This is a genomic window from Dokdonia sp. Asnod1-B02 (genome assembly GCF_045063955.1).
Classification (GTDB): domain Bacteria; phylum Bacteroidota; class Bacteroidia; order Flavobacteriales; family Flavobacteriaceae; genus Dokdonia.
Genome location: NZ_JBEFNW010000002.1, coordinates 2,314,405 through 2,333,139, shown reverse-complemented (window position 1 = coordinate 2,333,139; position 18,735 = coordinate 2,314,405). Strand labels below are relative to the sequence as shown.

At 36.0% G+C, this 18,735-nt stretch carries 15 protein-coding genes; 8 read left to right on the top strand and 7 right to left on the bottom strand.

The window, feature by feature from the left end:
• The 4 genes from ppk1 to ACJJVU_RS10555 all read left to right on the top strand — a co-directional run bounded on the left by ppk1 (nucleotide 1) and on the right by ACJJVU_RS10555 (nucleotide 4,449).
• The gene (gene ppk1 / locus ACJJVU_RS10570) at nucleotides 1-2,067 is read left to right on the top strand and encodes a polyphosphate kinase 1 (protein ID WP_405225119.1); all 2,067 of its coding nucleotides are present in this window, start codon (nucleotides 1-3) and stop codon (nucleotides 2,065-2,067) included.
• Nucleotides 2,067-2,960: a Ppx/GppA phosphatase family protein gene (locus ACJJVU_RS10565; RefSeq protein ID WP_405225116.1), complete on the top strand. Its 894-nt coding sequence runs from the start codon at nucleotides 2,067-2,069 to the stop codon at nucleotides 2,958-2,960. Before ppk1 ends, ACJJVU_RS10565 begins: the two co-directional genes overlap by 1 nt.
• Nucleotides 2,961-3,021: 61 nt before the next feature.
• Nucleotides 3,022-3,627, top strand: coding sequence for a porin family protein (locus ACJJVU_RS10560; protein ID WP_405225113.1), 606 nt, complete (start codon nucleotides 3,022-3,024; stop codon nucleotides 3,625-3,627).
• A 156-nt stretch (nucleotides 3,628-3,783) separates the two neighbouring features.
• On the top strand, nucleotides 3,784-4,449 hold the full coding sequence (locus ACJJVU_RS10555; RefSeq protein WP_298324594.1) for an outer membrane beta-barrel protein: 666 nt from the start codon (nucleotides 3,784-3,786) through the stop codon (nucleotides 4,447-4,449).
• A gap of 72 nt (nucleotides 4,450-4,521) precedes the next feature.
• Here the strand turns inward: ACJJVU_RS10555 and ACJJVU_RS10550 are convergent, their stop codons facing one another.
• The 4 genes from ACJJVU_RS10550 to tsaD form a co-directional block, all read right to left on the bottom strand.
• Nucleotides 4,522-5,295: a CDP-alcohol phosphatidyltransferase family protein gene (locus ACJJVU_RS10550; RefSeq protein ID WP_405225109.1), complete on the bottom strand. Its 774-nt coding sequence runs from the start codon at nucleotides 5,293-5,295 to the stop codon at nucleotides 4,522-4,524.
• 116 nt (nucleotides 5,296-5,411) lie between these two features.
• A complete protein-coding gene (locus ACJJVU_RS10545) occupies nucleotides 5,412-6,341 on the bottom strand; it encodes a hypothetical protein (RefSeq protein WP_405225106.1) in 930 nt (309 codons plus the stop codon).
• Between the two features lie 204 nt (nucleotides 6,342-6,545).
• The gene (locus ACJJVU_RS10540) at nucleotides 6,546-7,250 is read right to left on the bottom strand and encodes a 16S rRNA (uracil(1498)-N(3))-methyltransferase (RefSeq protein ID WP_405225103.1); all 705 of its coding nucleotides are present in this window, start codon (nucleotides 7,248-7,250) and stop codon (nucleotides 6,546-6,548) included.
• A 2-nt stretch (nucleotides 7,251-7,252) separates the two neighbouring features.
• A complete protein-coding gene (tsaD, locus tag ACJJVU_RS10535; RefSeq protein ID WP_405225100.1) occupies nucleotides 7,253-8,293 on the bottom strand; it encodes a tRNA (adenosine(37)-N6)-threonylcarbamoyltransferase complex transferase subunit TsaD in 1,041 nt (346 codons plus the stop codon).
• 21 nt (nucleotides 8,294-8,314) lie between these two features.
• Between tsaD and ACJJVU_RS10530 the strand changes: the two genes are divergently transcribed.
• The 4 genes from ACJJVU_RS10530 (at nucleotide 8,315) to ACJJVU_RS10515 (ending at nucleotide 15,978) form a co-directional block, all read left to right on the top strand.
• A complete protein-coding gene (locus ACJJVU_RS10530; RefSeq protein ID WP_405225097.1) occupies nucleotides 8,315-12,775 on the top strand; it encodes a translocation/assembly module TamB domain-containing protein in 4,461 nt (1,486 codons plus the stop codon).
• Nucleotides 12,776-12,974: 199 nt separating this feature from the next.
• On the top strand, nucleotides 12,975-13,961 hold the full coding sequence (pfkA, locus tag ACJJVU_RS10525; RefSeq protein ID WP_339844802.1) for a 6-phosphofructokinase: 987 nt from the start codon (nucleotides 12,975-12,977) through the stop codon (nucleotides 13,959-13,961).
• A 16-nt stretch (nucleotides 13,962-13,977) separates the two neighbouring features.
• Entirely contained in the window at nucleotides 13,978-14,979 is a 1,002-nt protein-coding gene (gene gap, locus ACJJVU_RS10520) for a type I glyceraldehyde-3-phosphate dehydrogenase (RefSeq protein ID WP_405225092.1), read from the top strand.
• Nucleotides 14,980-15,111: 132 nt separating this feature from the next.
• Nucleotides 15,112-15,978, top strand: coding sequence for an N-acetylglucosamine kinase (locus ACJJVU_RS10515; protein WP_339844799.1), 867 nt, complete (start codon nucleotides 15,112-15,114; stop codon nucleotides 15,976-15,978).
• A 26-nt stretch (nucleotides 15,979-16,004) separates the two neighbouring features.
• Here the strand turns inward: ACJJVU_RS10515 and ACJJVU_RS10510 are convergent, their stop codons facing one another.
• The 3 genes from ACJJVU_RS10510 to ACJJVU_RS10500 are packed head-to-tail and all read right to left on the bottom strand — an operon-like array spanning nucleotide 16,005 to nucleotide 18,705.
• Entirely contained in the window at nucleotides 16,005-16,433 is a 429-nt protein-coding gene (locus ACJJVU_RS10510) for a hypothetical protein (protein ID WP_405225089.1), read from the bottom strand.
• A gap of 40 nt (nucleotides 16,434-16,473) precedes the next feature.
• The gene (locus ACJJVU_RS10505; protein ID WP_405227501.1) at nucleotides 16,474-17,613 is read right to left on the bottom strand and encodes a GNAT family N-acetyltransferase; all 1,140 of its coding nucleotides are present in this window, start codon (nucleotides 17,611-17,613) and stop codon (nucleotides 16,474-16,476) included.
• Nucleotides 17,614-17,631: 18 nt separating this feature from the next.
• Complete coding sequence (locus tag ACJJVU_RS10500) at nucleotides 17,632-18,705, bottom strand: transporter (RefSeq protein WP_405225086.1); 1,074 nt, start codon at nucleotides 18,703-18,705, stop codon at nucleotides 17,632-17,634.
• Between the last annotated feature and the right edge of the window lie 30 nt (nucleotides 18,706-18,735).

Genomic DNA, 18,735 nt, shown 5'->3' with positions numbered 1-18,735 from the left:
ATGACACAAACAGACGAAAATAGATATATAAACCGTGAGTTGAGTTGGTTGCAATTTAACGCTAGGGTATTACAAGAAGCTGCAGATGAAAATGTACCACTTATTGAGCGCTTTCGTTTTTTAGGTATTTTTTCAAACAACCTAGACGAGTTCTTTAGAGTACGATATGCTACCGTACGTAGAATTGTAGATGCAGGAAAGACGGGAAGAAAAGCCTTAGGAGTTTACTCTGCCGAGGAACTACTAGGTAAAATTACGGAGGTCGTTATAGAGCAGCAAACAGAAAGTCTCAAGATTCTTGAGGATATCTACAAGAAGCTAGAAGGAGAAAATATTTACATGCTCACGGAAAATGAGATTACGCTTCCGGAGCATAAAACATTTATTAAAGACTTCTTTACAGATCAAGTATCTCTAGCTGTTGAGACCATCATACTGAGAGAAGATGTAGAGCTACCACGTATACAAGACCTTGATGCCTATCTAATGGTCAAAATGGTGCTTACAGATACAAAAAAGCCACTCTATGCACTTTTAGAGATACCAAGTACAATAGATCGTTTTGTAGTATTGCCTCAGGTGGATGATAAGGATTACATCATGATGCTAGATGATTTGATTAGGTACAATCTTGATACCATCTTCAGCATTTTTGATTATGACAGTATCACTGCTCATATGATTAAAATTACACGTGATGCAGAACTTGACATAGAGTCTGATTTAGGTAAAAGTTTCTTAGAGAAGCTCACAAGAAGTGTAAAAGGGCGAGAAGATGGAGAGCCTGTGCGCTTTGTATTTGATAAAACTATAGAAAAAGAAACGTTACAGTTTCTACTAGATAAATTAGGGATTAAACGTAAAGATAGTATCATACCTGGAGGTCGTTACCACAACCGAAAGGATTATATGAACTTTCCTTCGTTTAATAGACAGGAGCTGTATTACCCAAGCGTAAAGCCCTTACCTATACCGGGAATAAGTTTAGAGGATAGTCTTTTTTCTGTCGTGGCTAAAAAAGATTTTTTACAATACACACCTTACCAGAGTTTCTCTTATACCATCAAGTTTTTGAGAGAAGCAGCCTTAGACCCAAAGGTGAGATCTATTAAAATAACCATTTATAGACTTGCAAAATTATCAAGTATTGCAAGTGCACTTATAAATGCTGCTCAAAATGGAAAAGAAGTAACGGTACAGATCGAACTTCGAGCACGTTTTGACGAAGAATCAAATATGCGTTATGCCAAGAAAATGCAAGACGAAGGCGTACGCCTCATCTTTGGCGTTCCTGGCTTAAAAGTGCATAGTAAAGTCTGCGTGATTGATAGAGAAGAAGAAGGGAAGATCGTAAGATATGGCTTTATAAGTACTGGAAACTTTAACCATGCTACAGCACGTATTTATACAGATTATACGCTCTTTACGGCAAACAAGGAAATACTAAAGGATTTAAGCAAGCTCTTTAACTTCTTTGATACTAATTACATCGTAAATAAATATAAGCACCTCGTTGTAGCGCCACACTACTCGAGAAACAAGATGTACAGGCTCATTGAAGAGCAAATCGAGGTTGTCAAAAATGGCGGTAATGGTTTAATACGATTAAAGCTTAACAGTATCTCTAATTATGAAATCATCGACAAGCTTTACGAGGCAAGTAATGCTGGTGTAAAGATAAAGATGATTGTACGTGGTGTATGCTGTCTTATTCCAGGTGTACCAGGTATGAGTGAAAACATCGAAATTATTAGTGTTATCGATAAATTCTTAGAACATACAAGAGTCTACATTTTTGGAGAGCCGGGATGGGAGAAGGTTTTTATCTCTTCATCAGACTGGATGAGCCGCAATCTTGATAATAGAGTAGAGGTAACTGTGCCTATTTATGATGAGGATGTTAAGAAAGAAATAATAGAAACACATGAAATTGCGTGGAGTGATAACGTAAAAGCACGTGTACTCAATAAAGAGATGGATAACAGATACAAAAAGGATGATAAGCCAGTAATAAGATCACAATTTGCTACTTATGATTATTATGTAAATAAACTCTCTCAATTATAGTGCTTACCATAAAAAAATATGCCGCAATAGATATAGGTTCTAATGCAATACGTCTACTTATAGCAAACATTATTGAGCAAGAAAATGGTCCTACGCTATTTAGAAAAAATGCGTTAGTTCGTGTGCCTATTAGGCTTGGGGAAGACGTTTTTATTAACGGAGAGATTTCTGCAAAGAATCAAGAGCGCATGGAGGATGCCATGAAAGCTTTTAGGTTACTTATGAATGCTCATCAAGTGCTTGAATATAGAGCTTGTGCTACAAGTGCGATGAGAGATGCTCGTAATGGTTTTGCTTTCGCGAAAGCGTTAAAGAAAAAAACAAACATTACTATAGATATCATAGACGGCGAGGAAGAGGCAAAAATTATAGCAGCTACAGATCTTAATAGTTTTATTAAGGAAGACCGAACATACATCTACGTAGATGTAGGAGGAGGGAGCACAGAGATAACCATCTATCACATGGGTAGTATGATTGCATCTAGATCGTTTAAAATAGGAACTGTACGATTGTTAAATGATCTCGTCTCGCAAGAAGATTGGGATATTATGCAAAAATGGATTGCTTTAAAATGCGCAAACTATGATCATATAGACCTTATAGGATCTGGTGGAAACATAAATAAGGTATTTAAGTTAAGTGCAAAAAAGCCAGGTAAAACATTATCATACCTCTTTCTAACGCAATTATATAAAGAGCTTCAAAATATGAGTTATGATGAGCGTATTATCAAATTAGAACTCAATCCTGACCGCGCAGACGTAATAATTCCTGCATTGCGTATCTATTTACAAGCAATGAAATCATCAAAAGCAAAACAGATTATTGTACCGAAAATTGGACTTGCAGATGGTATTATTAAGAGTTTGTATCATTCAAACAATTCATAATGAGAATTTAAAAATTAATGTATATTTGCTCGTAAAACCTAGAATTACAAAACATTAGCTCATGAAAAAATCGTTATTTTTTATTACAGGACTGTTTCTTTTATCTTTTTTTTCCATCAACGCTCAAGTTACTTCTGGATTTAAAGCAGGTGTGAATTTTGCAGATGTAAATGGATTATCTTTTGACAATGATGGTAGCTCTGCAGCAGAGAGAATTGAAAACCAACTTGACGGTAAGCGCACAAGTTATTTTGTAGGTTTTCTAGTGGATATTCCTATCTCAGAGAAGTTGAGTTTTATGCCAGAATTTATCTTCTCACAACAAGGAAAGAATTTAGAAAGTTTTCGCTTAGATTACTTAAACCTTCCTTTAGGATTGAAACTTAATTTAAGTAATCTGTATATTAATGCTGGACCACAAGTAGGTGTAAAAGTATGGGATCCTAACAAGTCTGGAATATTTTCAAACTTTGAAGCTTCTGCATTTGGAGGTTTAGGATATATCTTTGATTCTAATATTTTTATTGAAGCAAGATATACTTACGGTCTCACAGATATCTTTCAAGACAACAACAATTTTACTTTTGATAACGCTGGTGAGACTCGATTTTCTGGCTTAGAAGGTAAAAATGCTGTGATTCAATTGGGAATAGGCTATAGACTTTAGAGCAAATCGTGTTCGTTATCGGGTGTAATTTGTTTTTTATAGTTTATTTACTTGGTTTTGTTATTTTACTATAGAAAACTGATTTATACAATTTATCTTTATACCCTGAGGTTCCCAACGTTATCTCTATTTACTAATGACGAATATCTTTTAATTATGAAAAAAATAGTACTATCTATCATCTTTTTTGCATTTTTATGTAGCACACAGCTTTTTGCACAAGGCGTACGTTTTGGCTTTAAAGCAGGATTGAGTGTGAGTGAAATAAGCAATCTAGAGTACACTATCGTAAATACAGGTTTAGATGGTGACCCGGCTATTGCGCCTTTTAATTCAATAGATGAAGGCCGCTACGGATTTGCAGTTGCATTTCTTGCAGAAATTCCAGTAACTAACAAATTAAGCTTTCAGCCAGAATTTGCTTTTGCATCACAAGGAAACAAGTATGAAGGTGTTCGTTATGATTTTTTACAAATCCCTTTAGGATTACGTCTTAATCTTAATAGACTTTTTCTTATTGCAGGACCACAAGCAGGACTTAAGATTTCATTTTATGAGCAATCAGAAAATTACAAATCATTTGACTTTTCTGCATTTGGTGGTATAGGATATCACTTTAACGAGAGCATCTTTGTAGAAGCTCGCTTTACAAAAGGATTCTTAGAGGTTTTTGAAGACGATGCAGCGGTACGTTTACCATATACTCCTGGAGAAGGAGATCCACAAGCAGATAATAATAGCCTTGTGAATGGAGATAACTTCCTTGTAAATGGATCAGGAACTAATCAATACATTACATTGAGTATAGGGTACCGTTTATAACATACCTTATTAGTTAATTAAAAAGCCCAGCTATATTTAATAGCTGGGCTTTTTGATTTGTAGAAACAGGTGTTACTCTTCGCTTGTAACGGTCATTCTAGTTACTATTAGAATAGGGATCATAATAGAATATGCTATAAAAAAAGGAATGATATAGTCTGCAAGCCCAACCACAAGAAACAATGCAATTAATAATAATTGAAAACCTAGACCAAAAGTAGAAACTATTGTCATGAGCCAGTTAGGTGTAATAGACCCTTTCTCTGCCTTAGGGTCCAGCTTATAAATAATAGCGTCAAATGCGCCATACAACACTCTGTATGTTTTATATAAAAATGTAACAGTACTTTGCTGCTCTCCTGGCAACGCCTTAGGAATTCCTATTTCTATAATACGACTTGTGGTGTCGCCATCAAGCTTGCTGCGCAATATCACATAATAGTAATTATATAATGTTCCTTGCAGCTGGATGCAAAAAAAAGCAAGTACCGTCCAGTATAAACTAGTGTCAGTTATGAATCCTATAGTGTAAAGGATAGCAGCGTTCAAAAGAATATCAGATATCGAATCTAAATATCTTCCCGTGTATGAAGGAGTGTTTTTAATTCTCGCGAGTTCGCCGTCTGCTGCGTCAAGAATTGATTTTAGAATCAGGAAAAATGCAGCCCAAAAGTAATATCCTTTTGTAATACAAATAATAGCAATAATGCCACTTACTACAAAAGAGTACGTTACTTGTACAGGCGTAGCAGCCGTGTGTTTTAGAGAAAAAGCGATACGACGAGCAATGCTTCGGCCATAATCAGAAAGGTCAACAAATTTGTGTGCTTTGGGTAATTTTGACATAAACTTCTAGGTAGTAGCATTTTTAAAAACCTAGAAGGTGCATTTAAAACAGCAATTTATTTTGAGTGCAAAGATACGGGTTAAGTAGGTTTGTTTTGCTTTCGCGAAAGCGTAAATCAACCATTAATTTCGCGTTTTACAAAAGGGTATATAGACAGCATTAAAAAGAAAATTATGCTCACTACAACTGTTATAGATATAAAACCGAAAACTACATGTAATCCGAAAAGAAGTGTAATGGTAGGTTGAATTACGCCAAACATAACGAGCAATACAATGAGTATATATGCAACCGTGATAACTTTGGGAACCTTGCGCACAGACTGCGATGTAAGGCTTAGTAATTGAGGTAATACTTCCTCAGATAAGTGCATCCCAAGTTTTGAAATAAGTTCTTCACTAAATCCCATTCCTCTATATCTTATGGGGTCTAGCTGTATAGCATACTTTAAAATTCTTTCTTGATGACGTTCATACACACGATGTATATCCAGTTCTTCTTTAAACTGATTATATTTAAATCCAAAGTAATGGTTCCAGCCCATTCCGACTTTATGCTCAGTCCACTTTTTGAGCATACGCACATCATATTCTTTAGGATTCATGTAGCCTTTTACACTGCTCTTACTAGGGTCATTGAGAAGTAATGCTTTGGTTTCTAGGTAAAGTATTTCTGTTTCTCCGTAGCGATCTTTCTCTTCAATATATTCTAAAGCTAGTTTAGATCTTCCTTTGTAGAATTCTTTGACTAAAAAGTAATTGAGACTTGAGAATTCCTCGTCAATGTATTCTTTAAGCCCTGGTGCCCACACGGATGATCTTAAAAGAATATCTGCAATATCTCTAAAATAGTGAACTTGCTGTGTCAATTTTTGTATCTCTTGAGATAATGAATCTCCAGAAAACTTAAGACGGGCTGTTTTTGAAAGAATAAAACCAAGAAGAACGACAACAAGAATAGAACTCAAAAATAAGAGTAAAAGAAGTATGTTTTTGAGCTCAGCTAGATGGTCATTTGTAAAAAATAACTTTAAACTTATCATCATAGTAATGCCTCCGCAAACGCTTATAAACGCCGGGATAAAGGGTGCAACCATCTTGACAAAATCACGCAATTTTATCTAATCTTTTGATTAATAATAGGTTGGGCCTTTATCTCTTGTGGAGACGCAGGAAGCAAATAAACCATTAATATTTGAATTTACAAAATCTGGGCTTTGCTCTAGTGTTTTAAGTACAAATGCAAGTGATTACTCATTTACAAAAGCGACGCTGTGACAAGCAACTACAGCTGCTGTCTCTGTGCGTAAACGACTATTACCAAGAGACACAGGAGTAATACCTTGCTTGAGAGCAAGTTCAATTTCGGCAGTAGAAAAATCGCCTTCTGGACCTATGAGTATGGTGTATGAATTATGAGGTTTGAGATAATCTTTAAGTGACTCTTTTTTAAGATCTTCACAGTGGGCAATAAACGTGTTTTCTATACTGCGATGCTCCACAAACTCTGAAAATGACGTGAGCGGATGCAAGATAGGAAGATGATAGTGCAGTGATTGCTTCATAGCACTCTGAATAATCTTCATGAAACGCTCTTCTTTTATAACCTTGCGTTCACTATGATCACAAAGTAGTGGAGTAATCTCTGTAATACCTATTTCTGTAGCTTTCTCTAAAAACCACTCAAAGCGATCATTAAGTTTTGTGGGTGCAACAGCTAGGTGAAGTTTATAATCTCTAGGCTCTTCATAACTATAACTTTCTATTTGCAATCTACATTTGTTAGGATTTTCTTCTGCCACAATTGCATTAAAAAGATACCCCTGTCCGTTAGTGAGGTGAATGGTGTCACCAGTTTTTTTACGTAATACACGTATTACGTGCTTACTTTCTTCTTTGGGTAGGGTATAAGTATCGCTATCTATTGTTAATGTCTCACTATAAAATAACTGCATTCTTATATTTTTAATCGTGATTGAGCACTAATACCAAGGTCTTGATATGCGTTTTTCTCAGATAGCTCATTGTATTTTAAATAACCCACAATTCCTATCATTGCTGCGTTATCTGTGGTGTATTGAAATTTTGGTAAATAAGTAGTCCATCCATATTTAGACTCAGATGCTTTTAACGCGCTGCGTATTCCGCTATTTGCTGAAACGCCACCACCTATTGCAATCTGAGTGATGCCAGTTTCTTTTACAGCTTTTTTGATTTTATCCATTAAAATATTGACAATAGTATATTGAATGGAAGCACAAACATCATCACGACGATTATCTATAAAACTTGGATCTGCTAGCTGTTGCTTCTGTACAAAATACATGATTTGCGTTTTAAGACCACTAAAGCTGAAGTCCAGTCCGCCTACTTTAGGTTTTGTAAAAGGAAAGGCCTTTGGGTCTCCTAATTGTGCATATTTATCAATTAATGGTCCTCCAGGATAGGGTAAGCCTAAGATTTTTGCACTTTTATCAAATGCTTCGCCTACGGCGTCGTCTATAGTTTGCCCTATAACCTCCATGGTGAAGTAATCATCTACACGTACAATTTGTGTGTGACCTCCAGAGATAGTAACTCCTAGAAAGGGAAATGTAGGTTTACTATAGTCTTCTTCATCAATAAAATGAGCTAGAATGTGTGCTTGCATATGATTAACATCAATAAGAGGTATATCCAGACCCATAGCAAACGACTTAGCAAAAGAGGTACCTACAAGTAAAGATCCTAATAAGCCTGGACCGCTTGTAAAAGCTATAGCGCTTAGCTGATTTTTATCGATATTTGCCTTGCGTAAAGCAGCCGTTACAACGGGAACAATATTTTGTTGATGTGCACGTGAAGCAAGCTCTGGAACTACCCCTCCATATTCTTGATGAATGTCTTGGTTTGCAACAACATTTGAGAGTACCTTGTCGTTGTGTAAAACAGCTGCAGCAGTGTCATCACAAGATGATTCTATTGCAAGAATATAAGTAGAAGTAATCGTATTATTCATAAGGCACGTATGTTGCAGTAAGTGTACAAAGTTAAAACAATAAGCCCTATCAAGAAATTTAAAAAAATAGCACTTCGCACACTTCTAGTGTTATTCTTGCTTTTTGGGCTCATTCTATTGTTGTTTTCTCTTCCCAGCGTTCAAACTCGAATTGCTAAGAGCGTTACGGAGCGCATAAATAATACCTACGGTACCAGTATACAAGTAGAACGTGTAGGTCTAAAATGGAATGGAGATGTCCTTGTAAAAGGAACATTAATTAAAGACCATAAGCAAGATACAATGATCTACGTGAGAGAGCTTGCTACAAGTCTCTATAGCGTCCAGAAGGTGCTAGATAATAATATGGAGCTGGGCGATATTACACTTGAAGGTGTAAACTTTTACCTCACAAAGTATAAAGGTGAGGCCTCAGATAACTTAACGCTATTCTCTCGCCAGTTTGCTACAAATACTCCTAAATCTGGAAAGGCTTTTATTATGTCTTCAGATAATGTGGCAATATCTGAAGGTAGATTCATGTATATAAATGGAGATTTAGAAAACTCTTTAGTACTCGATTATCAAGACCTTTCAACTAATTGGGAAGACTTTTATCTCAATAGTAGTTCTGTAGATGCTCATATTGAGTCACTGTCATTTGACGCCATTAGAGGCTACCAGATAAGATCCCTAGATGGAACTTTTCACTATGATCCAGATTTAATAACGCTCAAAGATTTTTCACTTACAACAGATTTTTCTGCTATTGAAGGTGATATCAAGTTAGATACCTCAGATGGAGCGCTAGATGATTTTAATACGCTAGTGGAGGTTGAGGCCGCTTTCGCGAAAGCTAAAATATCTACTAATGATATACGTCCATTTTATAGAGAGATTGCTCCAGACATTGATTTAGATATATCTGGGAATGTAACTGGACATCTTAACGACTTTAGAGTGCCAAATCTTAAAGTAGCAGGATTAGGAAATTCTGTGATAGAAGGTGATGTTTATTTTGACGGAGTAGTAAGCGGTGATGACTTTAGAATTTCTGGAACGTACAATAATCTTGAGACGAATTATTTTGACTTAAAAAGATTACTACCAGACGTGCTTTCTTCTTTACCACCAGAAATGTCAAAATTAGGCCAAGTTTCTTTTCGTGGTGCAAATACGGTTACATTATCTACAGTGGTTACAGATGGTAATATTACTACAAACCTAGGAGATGTTTCCCTAGATCTCGTACTCAAAGGATTAAGAGATGCAGATAATGCAGGCTATGAGGGTAATGTAAAGTTTGACAACTTTAACTTAGGTAAACTACTAGACGATAATCGGCTTGGGGAGGCCACATTTGACATGGACGTTGAAGGAAAGGGCTTTATACAAGAAAACATAAATACGAAGCTCTCTGGAAGTATTAAAAGTATAGGTTATAATAATTACGTTTATAAAAATATTACGGTTTTTGGAAATCTTAAAGCACCAGTTTTTGATGGAGAGTTATTGCTCAATGATCCTAATGCAAAAGCAAAGCTTAACGGATTAATAGATATCTCAAAAGAGTTTAATAGCTACGATCTTGAAGCTCAAATTGACTACGCAGATCTCAAAATGCTCAATTTTATTAATGATAGCATCTCTATCCTTAAGGGGAATGTAATCATTGATATGAAGGGTACTAATGTAGAAGATGTATATGGTAGAATATCCTTTGCAGATGCTAGTTATCAAAATAAGAACAATACCTACAGCTTTAAAGATTTTGAAATTACATCAAAGTTTGACGCAAAAAAAATTCGCACCATTGATATCAACTCTACAGAGATAATAAGTGGTGAGGTACGTGGTGTTTTTAAATTTAATGAAGTTGTTCCCTTATTTAAAAATGCAATAGGGAGTTTATATACAAACTACCAGCCAGAGGTCTTGACTGAAGACCAGTTTATGGATTTTGAGTTTACTATCTATAATAAGATAGTTGCCATATTTGTTCCCGAGCTAGATTTTGAGCCAGAAACAATCATACGAGGTAGTGTGGTAGCAAATGATTCTGAATTCAAACTTACGTTCAAGTCGCCTAAGATAGATGCCTTTGGTTATATGGCAGAGGCTATTGAGGTACGTGTAGATAATAAGAACCCTTTATTTAATACCTACGTAGCTGCAGATAGTATAAACGCTGGTTTCTATGCGGTGTCAGATTTTAACCTCATTAATGTAACCCTTAAGGATACATTATTCATGAGGTCAGAATTTACGGGTGGTAAACGTAATGACGATTCTTTTGATTTATCACTATATCATACGATAAATGCAGAAGGGAACTCTGTATTAGGTTTTAAAAAATCAAAGATTATTTTTAAAGAAAAGCCTTGGTTTATCAATGAGCAAAATGATAGAAAGAACAGCGTAGTCTTTGATAATAATTTTAAAGATATCGATATTAATACATTAGTGCTGAGCCATAATGATGAACGTATTGATCTCAAAGGACAGCTTAGAGATAGCACCTACAAGGATATCAAAGCAAATTTTAAAAATGTTGACCTTGCTAAGGTAACGCCAGATCTTGATAGTCTTGATTTAGGAGGGCGTATCAATGGTAAACTAGATATCTTACAAAAGAATGGCGCTTATTTTCCTAATACATCTCTAGCCATTAAAGACTTTTCGGTAAATGGGACCAATCTTGGTCAGTTGGACTTAAATGTCACAGGTAACGCAACATTATCAAAGTATAATATAAAGTCTAAGTTAGAGCGTGACGGTCTCCGTTCCTTAACAGCAGATGGTAGTATAGACGCATCTGGAAAAGTGCCATACATTGATATGGATGTAGGTCTCAAAGAATTAGATCTTAGTCCATTTAACCCAATGGGTAAAGGAGTCATAGATCAAATAAGAGGACTGGCAAGTGGAGACGCCAAAGTAATAGGCGATTATAGAAATCCTGACATCAATGGGAATCTTACACTCGAAAATGCGGGTATCGCCATTCCTTATTTAAATGTAAATTACGATTTCAAAGGCATTTCAAATGTCAAACTAAATAAGCAACAATTCATTTTTGAAGCAATACAGCTAGAAGATGTAAAGTATAAAACGCTAGGAGCACTCAATGGTTCTATAAGTCATAAGTCTTTTAGTGATTGGAAACTTGATCTTGGGATTTCGGCAACTAGAATTGCAGTACTAGATACCGAAGAAGATCTAGAATCACTTTATTATGGTACAGCATTTCTAGAAGGAGAGGCTTTTATAAAAGGACCTACAGATAACTTGGTAATTGATGTTTTTGGAGAAACAGCAAGAGGGACAACTTTTAAAATTCCTATTGATGACTCTGAAGCATTAGGAGATAACTCTTATATTAAATTTTTAAGTCCAGAAGAAAAAGAAGCTCGCATTAACGGTGTACAAGTAATTACAGAGGCTGTAAAAGGACTTTCTGTAAACTTTGACCTAGATATTGATCCAGATGCAGAAGTGGAGGTTGTAGTTGATAAAGCAAACGGAAGTACTTTGAGGGGTAGAGGTGTAGGTACACTGCTGATACAACTAGATACTAACGGTAAATTTATAATGAACGGGGATTTTATTGCTACCGAAGGAGTCTTTAATTTTAGGTACGGTGGTTTTATTACAAAGGACTTTGTATTACAACAAGATGCAAACATACGCTGGGATGGCGATCCAGCAAAAGCACTCTTAGATGTAAGCGCAATCTATAGAACGCAAGCAAATCCGGGAACGTTACTGCAAACTTCTACGGTAAATAGAAAGATTCCTGTAAACGTAGTTATCAATCTAGATGGTGAGCTACTCAAGCCAGACATTACCTTTGATATAGAATTTCCTGGAGCAGGTAGTACTGTGGTTTCAGAATTAGAGTTTTTACTTCAAGATAGAAATGCTAAGGAGCTTAATGCGATATCCCTAGTATCTCAAGGAGCCTTTTTAAGTTCGGCAGATATTAATACGGCTTCGGCGGCGGTAAATAACTTACTTGAGACTACGTCATCTATTCTATCGGGAATACTCTTTAATGATGACGACAGTATTTTTGACGTAGGTATTGATCTTGTGCAAGCAGATCGTGACCCTACACTAGATGTCCAGTCGGCCGGTAGAGTGGGAGTGACGCTCTCTACACAGATTACAAACCGTGTACTCATTAATGGTAAGGTAGGAGTTCCTACGGGCGGAGTGAGTGAGAGCGTGATTGTAGGAGATGTGGAGATAGATTTTCTTTTAAACGAAGATGGTACACTTCGCGCCAAAGTTTTCAACCGCCAGACGGATATTCAATTTATAGGTGAAACAGAAGGTTATACCCAAGGAGTAGGATTATCGTATGCGGTAGATTTTAATACCTTTAAAGAATTGCTTCGTAAGATCTTTAAGGGTAAAATAAAAGAAGCTGTTGAGCAAGCCAAAGGTGAAAAAGACGTTCCTAACAAGATAGCTCCAGATGGAGTACAGTTTAATCGCTAATTAGACTTTTTTTACGCTTTCGCGAAAGCGTATTTCCAATATTCCTCTTCTATTTTCTTCATTTTTTCTTCCAAATTCTCAGAATCTGAAAAAACTTTTCAAACGAAAACGTTTGAAATTGACAATCTCGCAAAATACCCTCTAATTCCTTGATATTTCTAGGGTAAGTTTCCTAAATTTAATTTTTATTGGCTCTTATATGACAAAAAAAATAAACAAAATCGCAGTTATGACCTCTGGAGGAGATGCTCCAGGGATGAATGCTGCTGTACGTTCTGTAGTGCGTACTTGTGCCTACCATAATATAGATTGTGTAGGTATCTACAGAGGTTATGATGGAATGATTGAAGGTGACTTTATTCCTCTTGACGCTAGAAGCGTGCGAGGGATCATTAATAAAGGAGGAACCTTTTTAAAATCTGCAAGGTGTCAACGCTTCAGAACAAAAGATGGTAGACAGATTGCACACAACGAGATGGTGAAGGCTGGTATAGATGCACTTGTTGTTATAGGCGGTGATGGAACTTTTACAGGAGCACTTCATTTTAGTGAAGAGTTTGATTTTCCAGTAATAGGTATTCCAGGAACTATAGATAATGATATTACAGGTACAGATCGTACCCTTGGATATGATACAGCACTTAATACAGCAGTAGAAGCAATAGATAAAATACGAGATACTGCACACTCGCATGACAGACTTTTCTTTGTAGAAGTGATGGGACGTGATGTAGGTCACATCGCTCTTAATGCAGGAGTAGGAGCAGGAGCAGAAGAAATTCTTATTCCTGAAGAAAACATGGGAATAGAAAGACTGGTAGAATCGTTACAACGTTCTAAAATATCAGGAAAATCTTCAAGTATTGTAGTAGTAGCCGAAGGTGATAAAATAGGTAAATCTGTTTTTGAACTTAAAGACTATGTAGATGAGAATATGGAGGGATATGATGTACGAGTATCTGTACTAGGACATATGCAGCGTGGAGGCTCTCCTACGTGTTATGATCGTGTTCTTGCAAGTAGGATGGGAGTAAAGGCTGTAGAGTCACTTCTAGAAGGTAAAAGTAATTTTATGGTGGGTACCATTCATGATATGATGGAGCTTACACCACTAGATGAAGCAATAAAAGGTAAAACTAAAATTAATAAAGAATTAATCCGTGTGTCAGAGATAATGACCACATAATTGTAAATAAGATAAGATGGCAAATTTGAAATTAGGAATAAACGGTTTTGGACGAATAGGACGTATTGTTTTCAGAGCAACTGTAAAGCGAGATAATGTAGATGTGGTTGCAATAAATGACCTTCTAGATGTAGAGCACCTTGCATATCTTTTAAAGTATGATTCTGTGCACGGTCGTTTTGATGGAACCATTGAAGTAAAAAATGGGAACCTAGTAGTAAATGGTAAAACAATACGTATTACTGCAGAGCGTGATCCTAAAAACCTTAAGTGGGATGAAGTAGATACAGATGTTGTAGCAGAGTGTACAGGTATTTTTACTACACTTGATACTGCAGATTATCATATTCAAGCAGGAGCAAAAAAGGTAGTGATATCTGCACCTTCTAAAGATGCACCTATGTTTGTAATGGGTGTAAACGACGAGAAATTAACAGCAGATCATAAGATTGTTTCTAACGCGTCTTGTACAACTAACTGTCTTGCACCACTTGCAAAAGTAGTAGAGGATAACTGGGGTCTTGAAGAAGGTCTTATGACAACAATCCACGCAACTACAGCGACACAACTTACAGTAGATGGTCCTTCTAAAAAGGATTACCGTGGAGGTCGTAGTGCACTTGTAAATATTGTGCCAGCTTCTACAGGAGCAGCAAAAGCAGTAGGAAAAGTATTTCCTGCGGTAGATGGTAAACTTACTGGTATGGCGTTTAGAGTTCCTACAGTAGATGTATCTGTAGTAGATCTTACAGTACGTACTAAAAAAGAAACTAGTCTAGAAGAAATTAAAGCTGCTTTCAAAAAAGCATCTGAAGGTTCAATGAAAGGAATCTTAGGATATACAGAAGAAGGAGTTGTATCTCAAGATTTTGTAAGCGATGATCGCACAAGTATTTTTGATGCAGACGCTTCTATTGAGCTCAACTCAAAATTCTTTAAGCTAGTATCATGGTATGATAACGAGTTTGGTTACTCAAACAAACTAGTAGACCTAGCAGAAAAGATTAACGGACTATAAGAACGTTTTTTATAATCTAATAGCTATTAATGATCAATGCATTAGTAGCTATTAGAATTATATTTATGCTATTATAAATGCGCTCTAGAGGCGCATTATTTTCTCTTTACACACAAACTTACACACTTCTATATGATCTTAGTAGTAGATAGCGGATCCACAAAAACAGATTGGATCGCACTTTCTGATGATGGTAAACACCTCTTCCAGACTCAAACTTTGGGCTTAAATCCGCAGGTATTATCACAAGAAATTTTACGTGAACGTATCGTAAATAACTTTGAACTATATAAGGATCGAAAAAAAGTAAAAGGACTTTACTTTTATGGAGCAGGTTGTGGAACAACAAAACCTCGCGAACTCATAAGAGAGGTATTTGATGAGATATTTAAAGAGGCAAAAGAGATTGTAATTCAAGAAGACACCTATGCGGCGCTATATGCAACCGCTACAGAAGGTGAGAAGAGTGTTGTTTGTATACTAGGTACAGGTTCTAACTGTAGTTATTATGACGGTAAAGATATTATCCAAAAAGTAGTGTCCCTAGGTTATATACTTATGGATGACGCTAGTGGTAATTATTATGGAGCAGAACTTATAAGAGATTATAAATTCGGAAAAATACCTAAACATCTTGCAGAGAAGTTTGAGTCAGAATATGATCTTACTTCAGAAAATATTAAGAATCACTTGTATAAAAACCCTAACCCCAATACATACTTAGCAACTTTTGCTCGTTTTCTTATAGAGAATAAAGATGAGGATTATTGCCAAGAGGTTATCAAAAAGGGACTTTCTCTATTTATAGAACACCAAGTTGTTTTACAGTTTCCAGATGCTAAGGAAATACCAATTCACTTTGTAGGTTCTATAGGTTTTTATCTTCAAGCAGAGTTAAAAGAAGTGCTTAAAGGTTTTGGACTTACACCTGGTAAAATTTTAAAAAGACCTATTGATGGTTTAGTTGCTCATCACAAGCAACACATTTTACAAGCATAATAGACCTTGTAAAAATCTTTATAGTATTAAGCTAGATAGTTTTGAAATAAACCTAGCAGAAGGATTAAAATCCAAAGTATTACTCGTATCCAATTATGATGTACAAGCTTTTGTAGATCCTTATTGGTATGTGCACTTTTTCCAATCCGATTGTGAATAGGTACAAATTGTATTGCTGTAGCTATCCAAGTGGCGAGAACTAAAGTCAGGTGAATTCCACCTAGCAAATACTGTTGGTTTACAAATACTACGTAAATGGACAAAAGTAATTGTGCAAGCATCAATGGGCCAACAACCATAGCGATTGCTCCTGTGTATTTCTGATGCCAGCGCACTAAATCTTCAGTTTTGTAATACAGAAAACTGGGATAAATTGTAAGCTGTACCATAAGGATTAACACTACGAGACCAAAATCAATAAGAAGTTGAAAAAGGCTTAGAGCATCTATCATCATAGGTAGTTGTTATTTGCTTTTGAGAACGTGTAAAGCCTTATTAAAAATCTTTTCTATACGTTCTTCTTCGTTTGTGGAGTATATGCTCATAGTTTTTCCACAGTTGCTGTATAGCTTTATTTTCTTCCAGTTCAGGGTTCGTCTCAACTTGAGTGATACCTCGCTTATTAAAAAGCTCTTGCATTTTCTGGAAGATTACCGCAGTAACTCCTTTATTCTGATATTCTGGATCAATACCTATGAGATAGAACGCAGCAGTATCATTTCGCTTTTTCGCTTTAAGCAAGTGATAAAAACCAAAAGGAAATAAACTACCATTAGCTTTTTTGAGTGCTTCGTTAAAAGAGGGCATCGTAATCGCAAATGCAACTAGTTTCCCATCTTTATCTTGTACACACTTAATGAAATCCGGATGTATGTACTTGATATACTTTTCCTTGTAATGATCAATCTGGTACTGCTGTATGGGTACAAACGTACTCAGCTTGTCATACGTTTTGTTAAGTAAGCCAAACATTTCATTTACATATGGCTTTACATCTGCAGAGGTTTTAAACTCTAGTGGACTAAGTTCATAGCGCTTGGCAATAATATCGGCAAACTTCTTAATTTTTGGATTCTGCTTTTCTGGCGGATCGATCTGTATTTTAAACTCTACCCATTCGGCAGCTTTTTCAAAGCCTAGTTGCTCAAAATGATCTTTATAATAAGGAAAGTTATACCAGGTAATCATGGTATTCATATACTCATAACCTTCTACAAGTAATCCTGCTTTTTCCATGTTTGAAAACCCTACAGGTCCCTCAATAAACTCGAGATTATTTTCTTTTCCTATTTCGGTAACCTTAGCTAGCAGCGCTTTAGTAACTTCTATGTCATCAATAGTATCAAACCAACCAAAACGCATTTTTGGTTTCCCTTGTTCTTTAATTTCAATGGCATTAATGATTGCGCAAATTCTTCCCACTACTTCTTCTTTTCCATTTTCCGCTTTCGCGAAAGCAAGAAAATAACGAGCTGTAGCATTTTTGAAAACTGGATTTTTTGCTGGATCCATACTATCTAGCTCATCTGCCACGATAGGAGGTACCCATTTAGGTTCATTTTTATATAGGGAAAATGGGAACTTTACAAATTGTTTAAGTTCTCTAGGGGTTGACATTTCCTTAAGAGTAATCATCGATTGCATTTAGGGGAGTTAGTTTGTATCGTTGCTTTGACCATCTGGATCTACAGCATCTTTACGTTTCTTTTTATTTATGCGCTTTGCTTGTCTTTTAGATGAACTGTTCTTGTCATCAGCCGCATTTTTATCTTCTATAATTTCGTCTTTCTCATGTTGGTCTAGTCGGTATGATAACCCTGCCGAAACGTTCCATCGAGTTGGTGTGTCCTTAAAATTTACAAGACCACCTAAGTCCACTTGTAAATCCTTTGTAATTAAATATGCCGCACCAGCTCTCACAATATAATCGGCATATAAATCGCCATTTATAAGTTGATACTCTCCAAATCCAGCAAATTTCTCATTAAATGAATGCGTTAGAGTAGTAATCCATGAGTTTGTAGGAAATTCAGTGCCTACTCTGTCTAAGATTATGTTATTTACCCATACCCAGCGACCCCAGTTATTCTGTAACACTAAAGCAATGTTAGGACTAATCCCGTCTTCGCGTACGGTGTTAAATTGGCTATTTGTAAAGTCAAAAACACCGGCGGCATAAACACTTACTGCTGGAATTAATGTTTTCCACTTGAAGCGGTTATTAGCATGATAGCTGTATAGATTTACCTCGTCTTGAGCGTATTTGTAAGGATCATATACTAAATATTTTGCTCCTATTTGTACCGTTTCAAGTCCAGAAATAGGGTCTAATGGAGCAGATCCAGAAGTAAAGGAAACCTCGTTACGTTGATAACGCATAAGTCCATTTAATTCTAGATTTTCAAAAAACAAACCATATCTTAAATTAAGATTATAGCCTATTATATCTGTATCTGTTTGTAATAAGGAGTGGGTGTCGTTACCTATATCAAAACCTGTCTCTACTTGTAAAACTCGAGTACCTACACTAAAAGCACCTTGGGATTCTCCAGGTCTGTTTGAATTAATTGTCTCTGTATATTGAGCAGTAGCCGTAGCCACGAGTGCGAAGTATATAAAGACTGAGGTTAAAAAACGCAACGTATGCATAGGTTTGTAGGTTAGTATATCAAATATAGGAGAATTTATCTTTTTTTTAAGCTTATACGGGCTATTGTTGCGATTCATAATTACTAATTTTGTCTAAAAGCTATATTT